General features: G+C 37.6%; 17 protein-coding genes and 1 pseudogene. 17 read left to right on the top strand and 1 reads right to left on the bottom strand.

Features of this window, described 5'->3' with window-relative positions; genetic code table 11:
* Positions 1 to 9 precede the first annotated feature (9 nt).
* The 17 genes and pseudogenes from B9N79_RS20460 to B9N79_RS20380 all read left to right on the top strand — a co-directional run bounded on the left by B9N79_RS20460 (position 10) and on the right by B9N79_RS20380 (position 20,968).
* A complete protein-coding gene (locus tag B9N79_RS20460; protein ID WP_085118857.1) occupies positions 10 to 1,305 on the top strand; it encodes a valine--pyruvate transaminase in 1,296 nt (431 codons plus the stop codon).
* Positions 1,306 to 2,023: 718 nt separating this feature from the next.
* Positions 2,024 to 2,878 carry a MurR/RpiR family transcriptional regulator gene (locus B9N79_RS20455; RefSeq protein ID WP_019392462.1) on the top strand — a complete coding sequence of 285 codons (855 nt, stop codon included), beginning with the start codon at positions 2,024 to 2,026 and terminating at the stop codon, positions 2,876 to 2,878.
* 12 nt (positions 2,879 to 2,890) lie between these two features.
* Positions 2,891 to 4,030: an amidohydrolase gene (locus B9N79_RS20450; RefSeq protein ID WP_082023610.1), complete on the top strand. Its 1,140-nt coding sequence runs from the start codon at positions 2,891 to 2,893 to the stop codon at positions 4,028 to 4,030.
* 31 nt (positions 4,031 to 4,061) lie between these two features.
* Positions 4,062 to 4,289: pseudogene (locus B9N79_RS20445) on the top strand (amino acid permease); the annotation flags it as partial.
* Between the two features lie 106 nt (positions 4,290 to 4,395).
* Entirely contained in the window at positions 4,396 to 5,226 is an 831-nt protein-coding gene (locus tag B9N79_RS20440; RefSeq protein ID WP_231573127.1) for a GNAT family N-acetyltransferase, read from the top strand.
* 34 nt (positions 5,227 to 5,260) lie between these two features.
* Positions 5,261 to 6,370 (top strand): o-succinylbenzoate synthase, encoded by a 1,110-nt coding sequence (menC, locus tag B9N79_RS20435; protein ID WP_040058004.1) that lies wholly within the window; start codon positions 5,261 to 5,263, stop codon positions 6,368 to 6,370.
* A gap of 365 nt (positions 6,371 to 6,735) precedes the next feature.
* Entirely contained in the window at positions 6,736 to 7,317 is a 582-nt protein-coding gene (locus B9N79_RS20430; RefSeq protein ID WP_040058003.1) for a DUF4256 domain-containing protein, read from the top strand.
* 503 nt (positions 7,318 to 7,820) lie between these two features.
* Complete coding sequence (gene hutP, locus B9N79_RS20425) at positions 7,821 to 8,264, top strand: histidine utilization transcription antiterminator HutP (protein WP_019392468.1); 444 nt, start codon at positions 7,821 to 7,823, stop codon at positions 8,262 to 8,264.
* Between the two features lie 136 nt (positions 8,265 to 8,400).
* Positions 8,401 to 9,936: a histidine ammonia-lyase gene (gene hutH / locus B9N79_RS20420; RefSeq protein WP_019392469.1), complete on the top strand. Its 1,536-nt coding sequence runs from the start codon at positions 8,401 to 8,403 to the stop codon at positions 9,934 to 9,936.
* 230 nt (positions 9,937 to 10,166) lie between these two features.
* Entirely contained in the window at positions 10,167 to 11,477 is a 1,311-nt protein-coding gene (locus B9N79_RS20415; protein ID WP_085118854.1) for a Na+/H+ antiporter family protein, read from the top strand.
* A 560-nt stretch (positions 11,478 to 12,037) separates the two neighbouring features.
* Positions 12,038 to 13,507 carry a response regulator transcription factor gene (locus B9N79_RS20410; protein ID WP_040058001.1) on the top strand — a complete coding sequence of 490 codons (1,470 nt, stop codon included), beginning with the start codon at positions 12,038 to 12,040 and terminating at the stop codon, positions 13,505 to 13,507.
* 187 nt (positions 13,508 to 13,694) lie between these two features.
* Positions 13,695 to 15,371, top strand: coding sequence for a urocanate hydratase (gene hutU / locus B9N79_RS20405; protein WP_085118851.1), 1,677 nt, complete (start codon positions 13,695 to 13,697; stop codon positions 15,369 to 15,371).
* The gene (gene hutI / locus B9N79_RS20400) at positions 15,371 to 16,630 is read left to right on the top strand and encodes an imidazolonepropionase (RefSeq protein ID WP_040057999.1); all 1,260 of its coding nucleotides are present in this window, start codon (positions 15,371 to 15,373) and stop codon (positions 16,628 to 16,630) included. The genes hutU and hutI overlap by 1 nt, the downstream gene beginning before the upstream one ends.
* A gap of 1 nt (position 16,631) precedes the next feature.
* Entirely contained in the window at positions 16,632 to 17,603 is a 972-nt protein-coding gene (locus B9N79_RS20395) for an agmatinase family protein (protein WP_040057998.1), read from the top strand.
* 250 nt (positions 17,604 to 17,853) lie between these two features.
* Positions 17,854 to 19,152, top strand: a complete 1,299-nt coding sequence (locus tag B9N79_RS20390) for a Glu/Leu/Phe/Val family dehydrogenase (RefSeq protein WP_085118849.1) — start codon at positions 17,854 to 17,856, stop codon at positions 19,150 to 19,152.
* A complete protein-coding gene (locus B9N79_RS20385) occupies positions 19,143 to 19,514 on the top strand; it encodes an arginase family protein (protein ID WP_046217050.1) in 372 nt (123 codons plus the stop codon). The genes B9N79_RS20390 and B9N79_RS20385 overlap by 10 nt, the downstream gene beginning before the upstream one ends.
* Before the next feature lie 119 nt (positions 19,515 to 19,633).
* Positions 19,634 to 20,968: an MFS transporter gene (locus tag B9N79_RS20380; RefSeq protein WP_019392478.1), complete on the top strand. Its 1,335-nt coding sequence runs from the start codon at positions 19,634 to 19,636 to the stop codon at positions 20,966 to 20,968.
* A 492-nt stretch (positions 20,969 to 21,460) separates the two neighbouring features.
* Here the strand turns inward: B9N79_RS20380 and B9N79_RS20375 are convergent.
* The coding region (locus tag B9N79_RS20375) for a BCCT family transporter (protein WP_085118847.1) at positions 21,461 to 21,703 on the bottom strand (243 nt) is incomplete at its 5' end.

Genomic DNA, 21,703 nt, shown 5'->3' with positions numbered 1-21,703 from the left:
GGTATAATCTTGTCAGATTTAGAACTTAGTAAAATTGGACAGAAGATGATGAATAAAGTAGGGGTTAGGGCAATTATGCATGATATTCAAGAAGTTCTTAACTCAAATCCTAGTAAGTATATTAATTTAAGTGCTGGAAATCCAACACTTTTACCTGAAGTTTATAAGATGTGGGAGGATTCTTTAAGAAATATTCTCAATAACGGCGAATTAGAAAATATGGTGAGTAAATATGGTTCTAGTTATGGAACTTATGAACTGATAGATTGTATTAGGGAATATTTTTATAATAACTATGACGTTAAATTGGAACGTGAAAATATTCTTATAACATCAGGTAGCCAAAATTTATTCTTCCTAGCTCTAAACTCATTTTGCGGTACCAATGACAAAAGTGATTTAAAACGTGCTCTAATACCTATGTTACCCGACTATGCTGGCTATAGTGGCGTTGCATTAGAAAAAAATATTATTGGGGGGATTCCTCCTCTTATCTCAAAAATAGATAATCATACATTTCGTTATGAGTTAGATAAAAAAAGTTTCTTAGAAAGGGCCATGAATAATAGAGACATTGGAGCTATGGTATTATCGCGCCCTAACAATCCATGCGGAAATGTTCTATCAGAGAAAGATATTTTATTTATTTCAAATGTATGCAGTGAATTAAATATTCCGTTATTGGTTGATTCTGCATATGCTCCACCTTTCCCAGCAATTAATTTTGTTGATATGAACCCAATATTAACAGACAATATTGTCCATTGTATGAGTGTTTCAAAAGCAGGTTTACCAGGGGAAAGAGTTGGGATTGCTATAGGAAAACCACAATATATAAAGGTGATGGAAGCATTTCAATCAAATATATCAATTCATTCATCCAGATTAGGACAAAAAATGGTTGCTGAGTCACTTCAAAATGGTCAACTCCCTGTTATTTCTGTTAAGTATATACGGGAACACTATAAACAAAAGTATTTAACTCTGAAAAAAGCTTTAACTATATTTATGCCTGATAATATACCTTGGTTTCTACATTGTGCAGAGGGCTCACTATTCAGTTGGCTATGGTTAGAAAATCTTCCATTGGAGGATAGGGAATTCTATAATAAATTAAAGGAACAGAACTTAATTGTTGTACCAGGTAGTTCTTTTTTTCACGATAGTTATGATGTTTCTACACATGCTAGAGAGTGTATTAGAATAAGCCTTACAGCCACAGATGATGATATCATGAGAGGGATAGAAATTCTCTCTAATGTAACTAAAGAGTGTTATAAAAGTATATCTATCAGTACTTCTTGAAATTCCCCTTTATTTACAAATGATATTCATTAAATGTTACTTACTTTGCTGCAAATGGGACATTAGCTCCCTCTATCCCTAGAAGGACGTCTTCAAGACGTCCTTTTATTTTGTTTTTGAGAAGGGAAAGTCTTTTGAGTTTACTCGAAAGAAGAGGAGCATCGGTTGAATGAAAAATAGACGAAAAAGAGGATTCCATTCTAAAACGAGATTGGGCACGTACTTTTTAGGCTTGTTTATTTACAATTGATCTTCATTATTTGTGATCAGAACGGATGATCATTAAATGTTAAAGATAATGGTGAGGGAACATTTTTTGTTAAGTTTTCTAATTCTAATTTCTTTACGGAATGGTTAACAAATTATAGTTTAACACTGTATAACATAAATAGGTTAAAGGCTAAAAGTAGATGAAAGAATACTATAAAATGTAGTAACAGATTAGAACCCTTAGTTATGCTAAGGGTTCTGATTTATATTCTAATTAATATGAGGTAGGTTAATCATTTAATTCCTAACCCTTAGTAGCAATATATAAGAAGTAGAAACCCCTGTCTGATTTAAAGTCTAATGTAATTATTTTTATTTTAGATCATAATAATCATAATTTTCATTCACAATTCAATTTAATTGTGGTAAATTATATCCAATTGGTGCATTTGATGCATCTTTTATAAAAAATGAAGCATAAACTTCATTAATGAAAGGATCAGTGTAAGTGGAACAGGTTTTATTCGAGAATTTAGTGAAAGAAAAGTTTACACAATTATCTGCAGGACAAAAGAAGGTAGCTACCTATTTGATTGGAAATCTTGATAAAGCCACTTATCAAACCGCTTATCAGATTGGAAGGGAGGCGGAAGTTAGCGAGACTACAGTAATTCGTTTTTCTTATGCGTTAGGGTTTGAAGGTTTTAGTGAACTACAGTCCAGAATTCAAAAACAACAGATTCAACAAAATAAAATGAGTATACCCCCTAGAGAAGTAATCAATCGCTCTAAGGAAGAGAAGGATACATTTACGAAAGTAATTGAAAAAGAAATTCATATTTTAGGGCATCTTTTAGATCCAATGAGTGTCAAGAATATCTGGAGAACAGTCGACACTTTAATAGAGGCTGATCAAATTTTAATTACGGGTCATGGAATTTCTCATGTGGCTGCCCATTGGTTTTCCCATGCTCTAGGTTCTATAAGAGGGAATGTAAGTTTATGCTCGCTAACAGGGGAATTTTTCGAAAAGTTTTCCAATCTTACGGATAAATCTGTTGTTGTTGTTTTCTCTTTCCCAAGATATGCAAAGGAAACGTTAAAAATTGCAGAGTGCACGAGGGAACAGGGAATTAGCCTAATTTCCGTTACAGATCGTCTTCTTTCCCCTGTTGGGCGTATTTCTACTATTACTTTAACAACAGAAGAAAATGTTGAAACTGGCATGAACTCCATTGCATCCGTAATTAGTTTACTAGACTTAGTGATTGCTGGTATTTATGAGAAAGACAAAAAACGAATCCAGATACATCAACAAAAATTAGAAAAACTGTATTCGAATTATGAAGTATTTGTCGAATAGAAAGGAGTATTTATGATAAATCCAATTAAATATATTGATAATCATAGAGATTTCATAATAAAGACGTACCGTGAACTTCATTCTTTGGCAGAGCCTAGCTGGCAAGAGAAAAAAACATCAGATTACCTATTGAAGTCTTTGAAAGAGGCTGGATTAAAAGTGAGAACATTTCAAGAGCATTATGGAATTGTTGCTGAAATACCTGGGCGGCTGAATAGCGTTGTTGCCTTAAGGGCTGATATGGATGCACTTCTTCAAGAAGTAGATGGGGAGTTGAAACCTAATCATTCATGTGGACATGATGCTCACAGCACAATGGTTTTATATACAGCCTTAGCCATCTCTCGAAGTGGTAGTCAACCTAAGCATACTCTCCGTTTCATATTCCAGCCTGCGGAGGAAAAGGGTGAAGGTGCTCTTAAAATGATAGAAGACGGCGCTTTAGAAGACGTTACATACTTATTTGGGCTGCACTTACGCCCCCATAAAGAAGTACCTTACGGAAAAGCTTCCCCAGTCATTGTCCACGGGGCTGCTGGAACGATAAGAGGAACGATTAAAGGGATGCAGGCTCATGCCTCCCGTCCAGAAGAGGGGATCAATGTGATTGAGGCAGCAGCTTTACTTGTTCAAAAGTTGCAGCAGATTTATTTATATTTATCAAATGAAACTCCCTACTCTATTAAAATGACCCAACTTCAAACAGAAAATAAAGCATCAAACATTATTCCAGAAACGGCGTCGTTCTCTATTGATGTACGAGCACAAACAAATGAGGTTATGAATAAACTCAATGATTATGTAAATGAGATTTTTGAGCAAACAAAGCAACAAACAGGTGTAGCTATATCTAGTTGTATGAAAGAATTTGTTCCTGCGGCAGTCACTAATAAGAACGCTATCAAAATAACCGAAAGTGCTATAGCCCGTGTTCTCGGCAAGGAAAACATCATTCCAGTCTGCATTTCCCATGGAGGTGAGGATTTCCATTTTTATACCGCTAAGAATCAAGGAGTTTCAGCGACCATGATTGGACTAGGGTGTGGGCTAGAACCTGGACTTCATCATCCACAGATGGAGTTTAACTTAGAAGCCCTTCATTATGGTACAAAAATATTGACCCGAACAATACTATTAGCTTCGGAAGAATAACACTTATAAAAGGTAAAAAAAGAGGTGTTATATGCAAACTCCCTTGTCTAATAATAAAAGCAACATACAAACGGGTTCGAATGAAACACATTTGAAGAGAAAGCTAAAAACAAGACACCTATCTATGATTGCAATCGGGGGAACCATTGGAACAGGCTTATTTTTAGCTAGTGGCTCCATTATTAATACAGCTGGACCTGGTGGTGCAGCAATTGCTTATCTCATTGCTGGAATTATACTGTATTTTTTAATGACAAGTTGAGGTGAAATGGCCGCTTTTATTCCAGTCACAGGATCTTTTTAGTACCCACACATCTGCAGGAAGCTAATTTCAATCAGAAATAAATATTTTATGGAGGTTGATCATGATGAATACACAAGAAATTGAAATTCGCTCTCTTCATACAATTCAAGAGCTCGAAGATGTAAAAAAGTTGGAATCAAATATTTGGGGAGAGCATGACTCTACTCCTACGCATCAGACAGTAACAGTCGTAAAAAATGGAGGAATAATGTTAGGCGCATACTGTAATGGAAAGCTGGTTGGATTTCAATATAGTTTTCCAGGATTCAATGGGCAATCCGTGTACCTTTGTTCTCATATGCTAGGCATTGATAAAACGTTTCGCAACAATGGAATTGGCGAAAAGCTAAAGCAAGCGCAGCGTAAAGAAGCAATCAAGCTCGGCTATTCCCATATTACTTGGACATATGATCCATTAGAAAGTATTAATGCTTATTTAAATATCACCAAGCTTGGAGGCACCTGTACCACTTATATGGAAAATTGTTACGGAGAGATGGATGACCTTTTAAATAATGGGATTCCTTCAGATCGTTTTCTCGTTGAGTGGCCTGTTCTTCAAAGGAAAGAAAAGAGCCATCAATGGAAAGAAACCGATATAGAGTTTGTACAAGAGAAATCACTAATTCAGTGGAAAGTTGATGAAAAAGGATTACCTATTCCTTCTTTCAGCCTTCCTTTACCTGAACAGGAATATACCAAAGCCTTTATAGCCATTCCCAAGGACTTTAAAGCTTTAAAAGAGGGCAATATGGAAGCGGCAAGAAAATGGCGATTAGTAACAAGGGAAATTTTTAGCAAGCTAATGAAGCAAGGCTGGCAGGTGACGGATTTTATTAGAAATTCTGAGGAAGAAATGTCTGTTCAATTTTATGTGTTTTCCAAGAAGTAATAGATAGCTATAGGAGAAGAGGGGAATGGGATAAATGAGAATAAAAGAAGTAATTTTGCGACATTTGAAGCTAGACTTGTTGCATGCTTTTACAACCAGCTTTGGAACAGAATATGATAGAGAACTTATTCTTATTGAGGTTATAAGTGAAGATGGTATTTCTGGATGGGCAGAATCGGTTGCTATGCTAGATCCCCTGTATAGTGAGGAAACCTTAAAAACAAACTGGCATATTCTTGAAGACTATTTAATTCCTATTTTATTGAAAAATGAAATAAGGCACCCTGATGAACTCTCGGAGAAGTATTTTAATCATATTCGAGGTAACTATATGGCTAAAGCAGCTTTAGAAGGGGCCGTTTGGGATTTGTACGCGAGAAAGCAACATGTTTCTCTTTCAAAGGCTTTAGGGGGAAATAAAATTGAAATAGAAGTGGGCGTGAGTATCGGAATCCAGAACTCAATTGAACAGACACTTGATATAATTGAATCACGTCTTGAGGAAGGATATAAACGATTCAAATTAAAGATTAAACCAGGCTGGGATGTTGAACTAATTGATAGTGTGCGTAAAGTGTATCCTAATATTCCTCTAATGGCAGATGCAAATTCAGCATATACAATTAGGGACGTGAAAAGGTTAGCTGCTTTGGATGACTATGATTTAATGATGATTGAGCAGCCACTGTCCTATAATGATATCATTGATCATGCGGATCTGCAGGCGATGTTAAAAACCCCTATTTGTTTGGATGAAAGTATTCATTCACTAGAGGATGCCAGGAAAGCTATTAAATTAGGGAGCTGTAAGATCATTAATATTAAAATTGGTCGTGTCGGAGGTCTAACGCAATCCAAGAAAATCCATGATTTGTGCCAAGAACATGGGATTCCACTTTGGTGTGGAGGAATGCTAGAGACTGGTATTGGTAGGGCGCACAATATTGCGATTACTTCACTGCCAAATTTTGTTTTGCCTGGTGATACTGCTGCATCATCGCTCTATTGGGCCGAAGACATCATTGAGCCTGAAGTCACTGTTGAAAATGGAATAATTTTGGTCCCAACTTCACCAGGAATTGGCTATAAACCAAACAGGGAGAAAATCAATAAGTATACGTTACACACTCAAACATACCGATGATATATTCATATCTAAAGGTTATCTTCCTAGTGCTTCAAGCACTAGGGGCTTCTTTGCTTACCACTATTTTAAATTCTTATTAATAGGTTATGAGAGTGATTATTAGAATCCCAAACAGGATTCTAGATGTATCCTGATATGGTGTTCGATGATCTAATGGCGCCCTTACATAGCTTTTTGATTATTTTCTGGCACATCCATTTTTAAGATTCAGAGCAACATTAATCCTGAGACACACGAAATTATTGATCATTATAGTCCTTATTATGTCGCCAAATAGAGGAAATTAGATCTTGGTCTTGTATATTATTAAAAGAAAATTGTATTTAATCCATTAGGAATAAAAATAATGAGGGGGAACTAACATGACAAAGAGGAATGAAATCATTGATAAAAAGGGATTGTCACAAGAACAAACTGCAGAATTACTCACAGTATTGAAAGACCGTTTTGAGAAAAACATGAACCGCCATAAAGGTATTGAATGGGCTAAAATCCAAGCAAAGCTGGATGAGAATACTGAAAAAATTTGGTCACTTAATGAAATGGAAAGAACTGGCGGAGAACCAGATGTTGTTGGTTATGATAAAAAGAAGGACGAATACATTTTTTTTGACTGTTCAGTGGAAAGTCCTAAAGGCCGTAGAAGTGTTTGTTACGACCGGGAAGCGCTAGAGTCAAGGAAAAAACATAAGCCTGAAAATAACGCGATTGATATGGCAGCTTCTATGGGCATAGAACTTTTGACTGAAGAGCAATACCGAGCGTTGCAGGAACTTGAAAACTTCGATAAGAAAACGTCGAGTTGGGTGCAAACACCCACTGATATTAGAGAACTTGGCGGTGCACTTTTCTGCGATCGTCGCTATGGTCACGTCTTCGTCTATCACAATGGAGCAGAATCCTATTATGCTGCAAGAGGTTTTCGCGGCTCACTAATGGTCTGAATTTTTTCCAGATAGATGAATTTGGATTTGAGAAACAGATCAACTAGAGAAGAGTTTAAATTCTATTTTTTATCTATTGGTTTTCAGTATTATGTAAAATAAGAATGGATAATCATGTATTGCTGAATTTTGCAAAAATGTACTGCATACCATTGTCGCAACTGTACCAATGAAAAAAGAGCGTAGCAATTTTGAAATTAAAGCATATGTTAAAAGGAATTTCTCATAACATCTGAACATTATATAATTCCCTAATACTGGAAGGTGAGCGCGGTGGAATTTAGGAAATAGTGTTTTCGTAAAGTGCTTCTCTTTTTTATTTTATAGGACAACTTTTTACTGAGGGCACCTCATTTTGTAATAAGTGTTCTTCGTTATTGATTAACGGAACAAAGGGATAATTCAAAAAATTATTTATTGACACCCCTAAGAATTTGCTCTATGATGCAAATAGAGATTAGTCATTAGTAAAGTAGATAAATAGGAATAGTGAGTTGTAGCTTATGGCATTAAAAAAAGAACATCGTATTGGACGTCATGCTACTTTGCTTGTACTGACGGACGATCGGAGCGAACAGGAACAGATTACGAATCAACTGAACTGGAAAAGTTGTAGTGGGAAAGTAGGTTCAATGGAATCGCAAAAAGTTGTCGCAGCTATAGAAACTGCTGCCAAGCAGCAAGGAATTATTAAAGATAATGTTTACCGAGAAACCCATTCTCTATATCACGCAATTATGGAAGCGCTTTACGGTATTACTCGGGGACAAATGCAATTAGGTTCGGTTATGCGGACCGTTGGATTACGCTTTGCCGTTGTACGTGGTAATCCTTATGAGGATGAAACGGAGGGAGAGTGGTTGGCTGTCGCAATCTATGGAACGATTGGGGCACCAATTAAAGGATTAGAACACGAGACGTTAGGTCTTGGGATTAATCACATTTAAATAGCTTATTAGTTTTTAGCCCAGAGCATTTAGTGAATAGGGGGCTGTACTGGAGAAATCACATGATTTCTTTAGTATGGTTCCCTATTTTCTTTTTGCTTCAGTAGAGTAAAGTATAAAGAAAGAAGGTGGCGTCATGATAGTATTGACAGGAAATTCTCTTACATTAAAAGAAATGAGCAATATTCTTTTTAACTATGAAAAAGTGACTGCTTCGGACGATAGTTGGAAGCGCGTTGAAGAAAGCCGTAAAGCGGTGGAACAAATCGTTAAAGAAAACCGGGTGGTTTATGGGATAACAACTGGGTTTGGAAAGTTCAGTGATGTATTGATTAATCCAAAAGATGTCGAAGCATTACAATTGAATTTGATTCACTCCCACGCCTGCGGGGTTGGAGATCCATTTCCAGAACTTGTTTCAAGAGCAATGTTAGTACTAAGAGCAAATGCCTTGTTAAAAGGGTTTTCGGGAGTAAGAAAAGTTGTAATAGAACAGTTGCTTAAGTTTGTGAATACAGGTATTCATCCGGTTATTCCACAACAAGGTTCTCTTGGGGCAAGCGGTGATTTAGCACCATTATCCCATCTTGTTCTCCCTCTTCTTGGTGAAGGAGAAGTATTTTATAAAGGTAATCGGACGAATGCCCTTGAAGCAATGACGACAGAAGGTATTTTCCCGATTACTCTTACTGCAAAAGAGGGATTGGCATTAATCAATGGAACGCAAGCGATGACGGCAATGGGTGTGTTGACGTATTTGGAAGCAGAAAAGCTCGCTTATCAATCGGAAGCGATTGCGGCGATGACAATTGAAGGTTTAAAAGGTATTATTGATGCGTTTGATGAGGATGTTCATATTGTACGTGGTTATCCAGAACAAATTACAGTTGCCAAACGGATGCGGGGACTTTTGGAAGGCAGCAAATTAACAACAAAGCAAGGGGAAATACGCGTGCAAGATGCCTATTCGCTTCGTTGTATTCCCCAAGTTCACGGAGCAACGTGGCAAACGCTGAACTATGTAAAAGAAAAACTAGAAATTGAAATGAATGCGGCAACAGATAATCCGTTGATTTTTGATGGAGGAAAAAAGGTGATTTCTGGTGGGAACTTCCACGGTCAGCCAATTGCCTTGGCGATGGACTTTCTCGGTATTGCGATTGCTGAATTGGCCAACATTTCTGAGCGTCGAATTGAGCGACTTGTAAACCCGCAACTGAATGATTTACCGCCATTTTTAAGCCCTGAGCCGGGACTTCAGTCAGGAGCGATGATTATGCAATATTGCGCGGCTTCACTCGTGTCAGAAAATAAAACACTCGCCCATCCGGCAAGTGTTGATTCGATTCCGTCTTCAGCAAACCAAGAAGATCATGTCAGCATGGGAACTATTGGTTCAAGGCATGCCTATCAAATTGTCTCTAATACGAGACGGGTACTTGCAATCGAATCTATCTGTGCGATGCAGGCAGTCGAAATTAGAGGTGCAGATGGTATGGCACCAGCGACGAAAAGCGTGCTAGAGGAAGGTCGTAAGCGAATTCCGTTCATCGAGAAGGACCGAGTATTTTCAAACGATATCGTAGAGGCTGAAAACTGGATGAGAAATGCCTTTTCAATTGACGAGATTAAAAAGTTTGAAAAGGGAGCAATCGTTGAGGAAAGGGTTTAACATGAAAAAAGTAAGCATCTAAACATCAAGTTAAACAAAGTGATTATAAATAAGAGCTAACATGTCAGGAAAGTAAGATATCAAGGGAACAGCGTCGCTCGGTGTTTATGTTTGATACACCGAAGACGTGCAGTTCCTATTTTTTAAGATTTTAAAAATAATTAGAAAATTCAATTTTCATATTTTTAACTTTAAATAATAAACACCTCCAAAACTGAAAGGGTGATCTGATGTTCAATGCGGTAGTAATTTCAGTTATTGTTATGACCATATTAAGTCTTCTTCGTATCAATGTGATGCTGGCCCTTCTAATAGCTGCTGGTGTTGCTGGTTTAATGGAAGGTTTGACTCTAACTGAAACGATGAATATGCTTATATCCGGAATGGGAGGACAAGCAAACACGGCATTAAGTTATGTTCTGCTTGGGATATTTGCCGTTATGGTTAGTTATTCGGGAATTACAGGATTTCTTGTAAAAAAAATTGTAAGCGTTTTAAAAAGAAAACGTTCAATTATGTTGCTGACGATTGCCGGAATCGCTTGTTTATCCCAAAATGCTGTTCCGATACACATTGCGTTTATCCCGATTTTAATTCCTCCTTTGCTTCACTTATTTGATAAAATGAAGGTCGATCGTAGAGGCATCGCTGTGGCATTAACTTTTGGATTAAAGGCACCGTATATGATGATTCCAGCTGGATTCGGTTTGATCTACCATGGGATTATTACGGATGAAATGAAAGCGAGCGGCGTAGACATTGCTCTTCCATCTGTTACATATGCAATGTTCATACCAAGTCTTGGAATGATTGCAGGGTTGTTCATTGCAATTTTTATTTCTTATCGCAAAGATCGTGAGCTACTTGATGACAAACAGGATGCTATTAGCGAGGTGGCGGCAACAGAAGAGACGAAATTGTCATTTACATGGTGTCATTTCCTTACTATTATTGCGATTATAGGTGCCTTTATCATACAACTTGTGACAGGCTCACTTGTTCTAGGAGCACTGACAGGAATTATTCTTATGTTTTTGTTTACTATTGTCCCGTTTAAAGAAGGAGAAAGAATTGTAAATGAAGGGATTATGATGATGGGGATGATTTCATTCGTATTGTTAATTGCTTCAGGGTATGCGACGATTTTAAAAGAGACCGGCGCTGTTGAGGACCTGGTGCAGTCCACAATAGGAATACTAGGAGATAATAAAATAATCGTTGCCATCGCAATGATTACGGTTGGTCTGTTAATTACAATGGGCATTGGTTCTTCGTTTGGAACAATTCCCCTTATTGCTGCCTTATTTGTTCCAATCTGCACAACAGTAGGTTTTTCTCCATTGGCGACTGCCGCATTAATCGGTACTGCTAGTTCACTTGGGGATGCAGGCTCACCAGTGTCAGACAGTACTCTTGGCCCAACAATAGGACTGAACGCAGATGGAAAGCACCATCATATCTGGGACACATGTGTGCCAACCTTTTTACATTTTGGCATCCCTTTGATGATTTTCGGTATTTTTGCTGCAATGGTGCTTTAATCAAAACAAACACATATTTCAAAACAGATCTGTCTGTTTGGTTATCAACGCTATCACAATAAAAAAAGAATGAGTATCTCTTTTACTTTGAATAGGAGTTTCATAGAAAATGGACTACCTTAAAAAATGTATTTTTTAAGGTAGTCTGTTTTAAACTTCTCTATCACTAGTTTTGATAAAGTAATAATTCTACCATTTGATTTTTCTCATAAAACCTTCCTAATTTCTTGATAGCTGACTTCATAATCCATTAATCCTATGAAAAACCTGAATTTTATAAAGATTTTATATAGGTCTTTTTTTCTAGATACTGAAGTCAAACAATGAGTCACCAACATTAAAAAGTATAATCTTGTATTTCATAGATACACCGCTTAGTTATGACCGGTTCAGTGTCAAACCTTGTGTTTATTCATGTAAATATATCATATCTCCTGTCTTCTTATTTATAAAAACGGGAAGGACCTATATTAATTATTCTCTAGAAATATAAAATGAGTTCAATATACATGTATATTTGCTATGATGAAAGAAAAGGGCAAAAAAGAAGGTGTAACAGCATGGAAATTCATTTAATAGCAAAAGATGAGTTAGAAGCTCAAGGAATTCGGTGGTTGGTAGAGTCTCATTTTACTGGAGTTCGATTGGTTCCGTGGAATACAATGGAGGAATTTGGAAGTGGTATAAAAAAGCAGAAGCCTGAGCTTGTTATTCTGGATATGGACGGGTGGAAGGATGAGAGTGAACAATTAGGTAAGATGATGCAACAAAATAGAATTCGCTGGTTAGGGATTTCATCTGAGCGAATCTTCCAAACTGCTTATCGTGCGCTCCGTTTTCGTGCAGAAGATGTTTTATTCCGGCCGTTTTCTCCGTCAGATCTAATCAAACATATTCAACAACTGCGCTATCAGTTGCGAAATGATCGTCGTTACTTTGAGAATAGGGCAACAGAAGAAGGCGGTTCGCTTCCCATCGATTATCCTGACCTTTTCCTGACAGAGCGAAAACTCGTTAGTCCGATAACAATGGTTGCCCTTTTAACTCCCCATCCAGAAACACTTCCATTAGTATACGATGCATTGCAACGTTATTCTTTTACCGGAAAGCATCGGATCTTTGCTCTATCGGATTTTATTGTATGCATACGGGAAACCCAAGGGATTGAAGTGCTCAAGGAAGAATACCACGCCTTTCTTGCATATTGGAAAGACCTTATGAATGAACCCCTTACTATTGTAATTAAGGAAACTTCCTCAGGTGATTCATTAAAAAAAGCCTATCAGCAAATACGTCAGTTAACAAGGCTAGTTTTTTTCGAAGGGTATGATATCGTTTTAGTGGAAAATGAACAAATGATTCCTCAGGAAATGGACCCCTTCCTTACTCCGTTGGAACAACGTCAGTGGATTGAAATGCTTGAAAAAAGAGATATAAAAGCCATTCGGGATTGGGTGGAACGTGAATTTTTAACCTTTCAGCAGCCATATCCTGATCCAGAAAACGTGCGTGTTCGTCTTACGAGTGTGCTCGCGCAGATTCGTCGATATATGAAGTCACACAATCTCCAAAGTGCAGACTGGGAAACATTCTATCATGAAGTTTTTCAACAAATTGTCCATAAGCCAGTCATTTATCAAATTATCCAAGGGTTGCTTATGTTTATAACCCGTTTGCTTCAGCAGAATCAGGAGCAAATGCAGGAAGGGTCACGAACACTGGTTGAGAAAGCAAAAGAGTTGATTGAGTCTAACTATTGGGATGCTCAGTGGAATTTAGCGGCATGTGCTGATGCACTTCGTATCAATAAGAGTACTCTAAGTCGTCGCTTTGCAGCGGAATCCGGCCAGTCTTTTCGCAAGACGTTGCATGGTGTACGGATTCGAGAGGCTAAACGGCTATTGCGAGAAACGGATTTATCATTGGAGGAAGTGGCACGATTAACCGGTTATTCTCACCAAACTTATTTTAATACTAAATTCAAACAGATTGAGGCATGTATCCCATCAGCTTACCGATCTGGATTATAAAAAACGATTCAGTATATACTGAATCGTTTTTAATTGGTTTATAAGTAAATATATTTTGAAACCATTTATAAAAACGAGAATTAAAAAGAATTACTTAGAAATATTTTATAAGAAAATCATCAAATTATAATAAAATATTAGAATTTTTACTATAAACTGAATATAAGCAAATAAGGAGGTAAGAAAAATGAATGCGTTTACAAAAAACAAGGTGATACGTTATGAAGGTACTGAATTACATACAAAAGGATGGCAACAAGAGGCTGTACTTCGGATGTTAATGAATAATTTAGATCCTGATGTGGCTGAGCATCCAGAGGAACTTGTTGTATACGGGGGAATCGGGAAGGCTGCCCGAAATTGGGAATCATTTGATGCAATTGTTCAATCTTTGAAAAAATTAGAAGAGGATGAAACCCTACTTGTTCAGTCAGGAAAGCCAGTAGTTATCTTTAAAACCCATCAGAATGCACCACGCGTACTGATTGCAAATTCGAATATTGTACCAGCTTACGCAAATTGGGATACATTTCATGAGCTTGATAAAAAAGGATTAATGATGTATGGACAAATGACAGCAGGTAGCTGGATTTATATTGGTTCTCAAGGAATTGTGCAAGGAACGTATGAAACATTTGCAGAGCTTGCGAAACAACATTTCAATCATACACTCAAAGGTACTATCACTGTAACGGCGGGTCTTGGCGGTATGGGTGGAGCTCAGCCTCTTGCTGTCACGATGAATGGTGGCGTCTGCATTGGTATTGATGTTGATGAGACAAGGATTGATCGACGAATTGAGACTCGTTATACAGATGTAAAAACGGATTCACTGGATGAAGCAATCCGTTTGGCTGAAGAAGCAAAAAAAGAAGGAAGAGCTTTATCAATCGGTCTATTAGGCAATGCTTCTGAACTTTTACCGGAAATGATTGCACGCAATTTTATCCCGGATGCATTAACAGATCAAACATCAGCGCACGATCCATTGAATGGATATATTCCTTCAGGAATGTCATTTGAAGAAGCAGCAGAATTGCGAAAATCTAACCCTGAAGAGTACGTGAAACGTTCAAAAGCATCGATGGCAACACATGTGAAAGCAATGCTTGAGATGATGGAAAAAGGTGCGGTGACGTTCGATTATGGTAACAATATTCGTCAGGTTGCAAAAGATGAGGGCGTAGCTAATGCCTTTGACTTTCCTGGATTCGTTCCAGCCTATATACGTCCGCAATTCTGTGAAGGAAAAGGTCCTTTTCGTTGGGTAGCATTGTCAGGGGATCCTGAAGATATTTATAAAACGGATCAGGCTATCTTACGTGAATTTAGTGATAATGAACATTTGTGTAACTGGATTCGTATGGCACAGGAAAAAATTCAATTCCAAGGTCTCCCTTCCCGTATTTGCTGGTTGGGCTATGGAGAGCGTGCTCGGTTTGGAAAAATCCTAAATGATATGGTGGCTAGTGGCGAGTTAAAAGCACCAGTTGTGATTGGACGTGACCACTTAGATTCTGGCTCTGTTGCTTCACCAAATCGTGAAACAGAAGCCATGAAAGACGGATCAGATGTGGTATCAGACTGGCCAATTTTAAATGCGATGATAAACGCAGTGGGTGGTGCTACTTGGGTTTCCGTACACCATGGAGGCGGCGTCGGAATGGGCTACTCTTTACACGCAGGAGTAGTTATTGTGGCAGATGGTACGAAGGAAGCGGAAGAACGCATTGAGCGAGTGCTGACAACTGATCCAGGTATGGGGGTAGTACGTCACGCTGATGCGGGATATGAATTGGCAAAGAAAACAGCTCGTGAAAAAGGGATTAATATTCCAATGCTTGATAAAGGGACTGATCAGTAATGACAAAACCAATTTGGATTAAACATGCGACTCAGCTTGCTACGCTTGCAGGTGAAGGGAAAGGTCCGCGCTCACAAGAAGCTATGTCAGAGCTTGGATTAATTGAAGATGGTAGTTTGTGGATAGAGAATGGAATCATTCAGGCTGTCGGTACAACAAATGAACTGGAAAAACGCTATGCGGAGAAATTGCATACAGCGGACATTGTGGAGGCTTCCAATCATTTAGTCACGCCTGGGCTTGTGGATCCCCATACACATGTTGTGTACGGGGGGAGTCGTGAACGTGAGTTTGAAATGCGCCTTGAAGGTGCAACATATATGGACATTATGAACGCAGGGGGAGGAATTCATGCAACAGCCCGTATGACACGAGAGGCAATAGAAGAAGAATTACTCGAACAAACAATGAGTCGTCTCGATTCATTTCTTGCTCATGGAGTTACGATGGTAGAAAGTAAAAGCGGCTATGGCATGAACCTGGAAACTGAGCTTAAACAATTGCGTGTAATGAAAGAATTGCAACAAAAACACGCAATTGATCTTATCCCTACTTTTATGGGAGCTCACGCTGTACCTCCAGAATTTAAAGGAAAAGAAGATGAATTTGTTGATTATTTAATTGATAAAATGCTGCCAATAGTAGCTGAGGAAAACTTGGCTGAGTTTAACGATGTTTTTTGTGAGAAAGGTGTTTTTACCCCTGAGCAGTCAAAACGGATACTAGAAGCCGGAAAAGAATATGGGCTAGTGCCTAAAATACATGCCGATGAAATTGAACCTTATGGGGGAGCAGAGTTGGCTGCAAAGGTAGGAGCTATCTCGGCTGAGCATTTATTAAAAGCATCAGATGAAGGAATACATGCTATGGCGAAAGCTGGGACCATTGCTTGCTTATTACCAGCTACAGCATTATATTTGCGCGAAGAAGCTGCAGCCGGAAGAAAGATGATTGATGCAGGTGTACCTGTAGCTATTTCCACTGACTGCAATCCCGGGTCATCACCGACGACTTCTATGCCACTCGTTATGAATTTAGCTTGTATTTCGATGAGACTTACTCCAGCAGAAGCCTTGACAGCAGCAACATATAATGCAGCTTGTGCTATTAATCGTCAGGAAAAAGTTGGGTCAATCGAAGTAGGGAAGCAAGCAGATATTGTCTTATGGGATGTTAAAAACTATCAAGAATTACAATATTTATTCGGAGTTAATCATGTCAAGGCTGTATGGAAAAAAGGTGTAAAGGTGGTGGGATAGGATGAGTGAAAAATGGCTTCAAGCCCCTGAATGGTCTTGGAATACATCGAAAGAAGAAACAGCTTATGTTCATCAGTGGATTCAGCCTCTTAATGAACTAAGAGGTCTGCCTGACCTGATTCTTTACGGAGCGCCAATTTCGAGATCATCAATTAGTGTGTCTGGGGCTTCCCTGTATCCAACGGAATTTCGGAGAATGTGGAAAAGCTATGCCACTTACAACCTGGATGAAAATATCGATTTGACAGCGCTACAAGTAGCGGATGCAGGGGATATTGTAATGCATACGACAGATATCCCTTTATCACATCAACGTATTCAAGAGACATCAGCACATCTTGTGGCACGCTATCCTCATACTATCACATGCATGATTGGCGGTGATCATTCTACAACGGCTTGTGCTGTGCGAGGAATCAAAGAAGTTTGTAAGCAAAAAACGATTGGAATTTTGCAACTTGACACACATCTTGACGTGCGGGATCCGGAGGAACTAGGTCCTGCAAATGGAACGCCAATCCGCCAATTAATTGATAGCAATATTGTTAAAGGAGAGGATGTCATCAATATCGGTTTGCATGGTTATTTTAATGCAAAGCCACTTATTGATTATGCCGAGAAACACCAGATTCAGGTGGTGACATTAAAACAAGCACGCAGAAAGGGTCTTATCAATACCATTCAAGAAGCGCTTGAACGATTGTCAGCAAAAGTTGACCTTGTTTATGTTACAGTCGACATGGATGTACTCGATATTTCCATTGCACCAGGGGTACCAGCATCTACCCCCGGCGGTATGACATCAACTGAGCTGTTTGATTCATTGCTAGAAATCGGTAAGCACCCAATTGTTCAGCATATTGATTTTGTTTGTCTAGATCCTAGCAAAGATTCACCAGTTGCTGAAACAGTCAAGGTTGGGGTGTACGCATGGCTGCAGTTTATAACTGGTTATATTTTACGCTCTAGATAAAGCGATAGACAATTCAGTAAAGAGAAAAAAAGACCAAGATGAATATCAATCAAGATTAATCTGAAAGTATATGTTAGGCAAGAAGAAATATCTCATCCTCTTCTTGCCTTATCCAAAGTAATGGATTGGAAAATAAAATTGATTGATAATAAGAAATTAAAGCAATTGTTCCAGCAATTGCCTTTTTTTTATAAAAATAATGCTTTAGAACAATCAATTTAAACAACTTATAACATAAGAGGTGTAACAAATGAAAGTGGAATCCCCTGTTAAAAGTGATCAAATTCAAGAGCTGGACCATAAGCAAAGTGGAACATTAAATTTATTAAATTCAACTCAACTTATTATAAAAGAAGCGGTTCGGAAGCTAGGCTATAACAATAAGATGTATGAATTATTAAAAGAACCAATTAGAACCTTAATGGTGCGTATCCCAGTTCGAATGGATAACGGTTCCATTGAAATTTTTACCGGTTATCGTTCTCAACATAACGATGCTGTGGGTCCTACAAAGGGAGGTGTCCGATTTCATCCTGAAGTAAATGAAGAAGAGGTCAAAGCCTTGTCTATTTGGATGAGTTTAAAGTGTGGCATTGCTAATCTTCCTTACGGAGGAGGAAAAGGAGGAATTATTTGCGACCCAAGGAACATGTCACTTGGGGAATTAGAGAGATTAAGTCGCGGATATGTTCGGGCCATTAGCCAAATCGTTGGTCCGACAAAAGATATTCCAGCCCCTGATGTTTATACGAACTCTCAAATTATGGCGTGGATGATGGATGAGTACAGCCGCCTTCGTGAATTTGACTCTCCTGGATTTATTACAGGAAAACCGATTGTATTAGGGGGATCACAAGGTCGTGAAACGGCAACGGCGCGCGGTGTAACAATTTGCATTGAAGAAGCCGTCAAGAAAAAAGGTATTAAATTACAGGGGGCACGCATTGTGATTCAGGGCTTTGGGAATGCCGGAAGCTTTCTGGCTAAATTTATGCATGAAGCAGGGGCCAAAGTGATTGGGATTTCAGATGCACATGGTGCTCTTTATGATCCAACAGGGCTTGATATTGATTATTTACTTGATCGACGAGATAGTTTTGGGACTGTAACCAATTTATTTACTAATGTTATGACAAATCAAGAATTACTTGAGCAAGAATGTGAAATTCTTGTTCCAGCAGCCATTTCTAATCAAATTACGTTAGAAAATGCCGATCGCATTCATGCATCCATTGTGGTAGAAGCAGCAAATGGACCTACAACCTTAGAAGCTACCAAAATTTTAGATGAAAGAGGTATCCTCCTTGTGCCAGATATACTAGCTAGTGCAGGTGGTGTGACTGTTTCGTACTTTGAATGGGTTCAAAATAATCAAGGATATTATTGGTCAGAGGAACAAGTAGCTGAAAAATTGCGAAAAGTAATGATCAATTCCTTTGAAACTATTTATCAAATGTCCCAGACCCATGAAGTTGATATGCGTTTAGCCGCATATATGGCCGGAATCAGAAAATCGGCTGAAGCCTCGCATTTCCGAGGATGGGTATAAAATGTAAAATTCGCGGCTCTATTGCAAGTCAACTATATGACCTTATTTCAAGAAAAGAAGGAATTTCTGCTACAGTTGAAAGAGCTTTGGATGATTTAGCTAAAAAAGTAGACGTTATGTATCTGACAGTAGATATGGATGTTCTTGATAGTGCTTATATACCTAAAGTTCCAGCAAAAAACACAGAACTAATAAGAACAGATGAATTATTTGAATGCGTATACATTACAGGCTCATATTCTTTAGTACAGGCAATAGATATGGTATGTTTAGATTCTTTGCGTAATAAATCTAGCATCACTATTAAAACAGGAATTCATATATTCTCGAAGTTTTCAATTAGCTTTGTAAGAAAAACATAAAATGATAATCATTTATTTTTTCCTATCTTTTTGAAAGGGAAAAACACTTAGTAATTTATTATGAAATTTCTATCTCAGCAGAGAAAATTAGATTATGAGAGTGAGGAGAGAGGTAATTAATGAAAAATAATTATCGTTACTTTATTATCTTCATGATTGTTATTATAACAGTTATAAATTACATAGATAGAGGTGCCCTATCATACGCACAAGCTGAGATTATAGAAGAATTCAATTTAGATCCCATAAGTTGGGGAGCAATTCTAGGTTATTTTGGATACGGATATATTTTTGGAGCACTATTTGGTGGTGCTTTAGCAGATAAGAGAGGACCTAAATTTATGTGGATTCTGGCGGGAACTACATGGTCTATTTTTGAAATAGGAACGATATTCGCTGGTCACTTAGGTGCAACATTTTTTGGTGGTTCGGCGTTAGCAGGTTTTGCGGTATTTCGCGTTTTATTTGGATTAGCTGAAGGTCCTACATTATCTACAATGAACAGAACAATGGCAAATTGGGTATCCCCAAAGGAAAAAGGTTTCTCAGTAGCACTTGGTTTAGTCGGTACTCCTATTGGAGCACTAATTACTGCTCCCGTTGTAGTAGGACTTTTAACATTCACTAATTGGAAAGTAACATTTATTATTCTTGGATTATTAGGTTTTATTTGGGTATTAGTATGGAGAAAAGTATTTACAAATTTACCTGAAGATCATCCCAAGGTCTCGAAAATTGAACTTCAGAAAATTCGCAGTACAAATGACTTAATAGAAGGTGAAATAAAATTAGAAGAAACAATAACAAACAACGTACCATGGTATTATTTCTTTAAAAACTCTACTTTAACAATGAATGCTATCGGGTATTTTGCATTTTTATATGTGAATATCTTATTACTTACTTGGACCCCAAAATATTTACAGGATGAATTTAATTATTCCTTGGCGTCTCTTTCATATATAGGTATGATTCCATGGATAGGAGCCATTATTACGGGGCTGTTAGGTGGCAAAATTTCAGATAAGTTACGTGAAAAAACCGGAAATTTGCGTATAGCTAGATCTTGGTTTACGGTAGTTTGCTTGTTTTGTACAGCTATTTGTTTTATGTTAATTCCAACAGTTGAAAGTGCTACAGCAGTACTTTCATTAATGTGTATAGGTAACGCATTTAATTACCTACCAAACTCTATATATTGGACAGTTATTCTTGATACAGAGCCAAATAAAGCAGGAACTTTTGGTGGGGTAACTCACTTTATTGCAAATTTAGCTACTATTATTGCACCGACGTTAACAGGCAGTCTCGTTGCATCTCACGGATATAATGCTATGTTTACTGCTGCTGCTATTGCTGTGATAGTCGGAATGGTATCTATGATGTTTGTAAAACCTGGAAAACGAGATTATACGTCAGTAAATCAAACCCAAAAAGATACTACATTATATTAAGTAATTCTTAGAATAAAAAGTGATAGCCATACTAAGTAAATTTCCCTTTTAACTCTTAATTTATTATCGCAGAGTTAGGAACAGTGATGCGTGTCGTTTATCCAACTCAAGAAAATATAATTATGAAATTTACTCTACTGCTTATCACTTTTGAAATAGTTATGAAGAGTTTTATCCCCTTAAAAGATCAGATATTAAAGGACAGGTTCAAAAACGGATAGTAATAAAATTGAAAAATAAAGCAATTGTTAAATTATTAGCATTCTATATGTTGATTTAGGGCTCTAATTATATATATTGGATAATTATCTGAACAAACGTTAACAACATAAGAACAAGTAAATGGGAAAGTGTGTGTTATTGAATAAAAGAGCTATAAAAAAGTCCATTAAAGATGTTCTTACAGAAGATTCCACATTCAAGATTACTCTTACAATTCAAAAAAGCACATTAGCTAATTAATTAGCTAATGTGCTTTTTTGTTAAGAATTTTTATTTTCGTTTTTTCAACTTTCCAATTCCATATTCTTTCGCTTCTTTGTTAAGAGCTTTAAGTAGACTAAACGTCATTAAGGCCATAACGATTGAAAAGGGAAGGGCTGCAATAATCATGGTATTTTGCAGAGCCTGCAGGCCTCCTGAATAGAGAAGAACAAGAGCTATAGTTGTAAGTAATATTCCCCAAAGGACCTTTACACTGTTACTAGGGTTTTGAGACCCATTCGTTGTCATCAT

It is taken from the genome of Priestia filamentosa (assembly GCF_900177535.1).
Taxonomy (GTDB): Bacteria; Bacillota; Bacilli; order Bacillales; family Bacillaceae_H; genus Bacillus_I; species Bacillus_I filamentosa.
The sequence above is the reverse complement of the archived record's forward strand: the minus strand, read 5'-3'. Positions and strand labels throughout refer to the sequence as shown.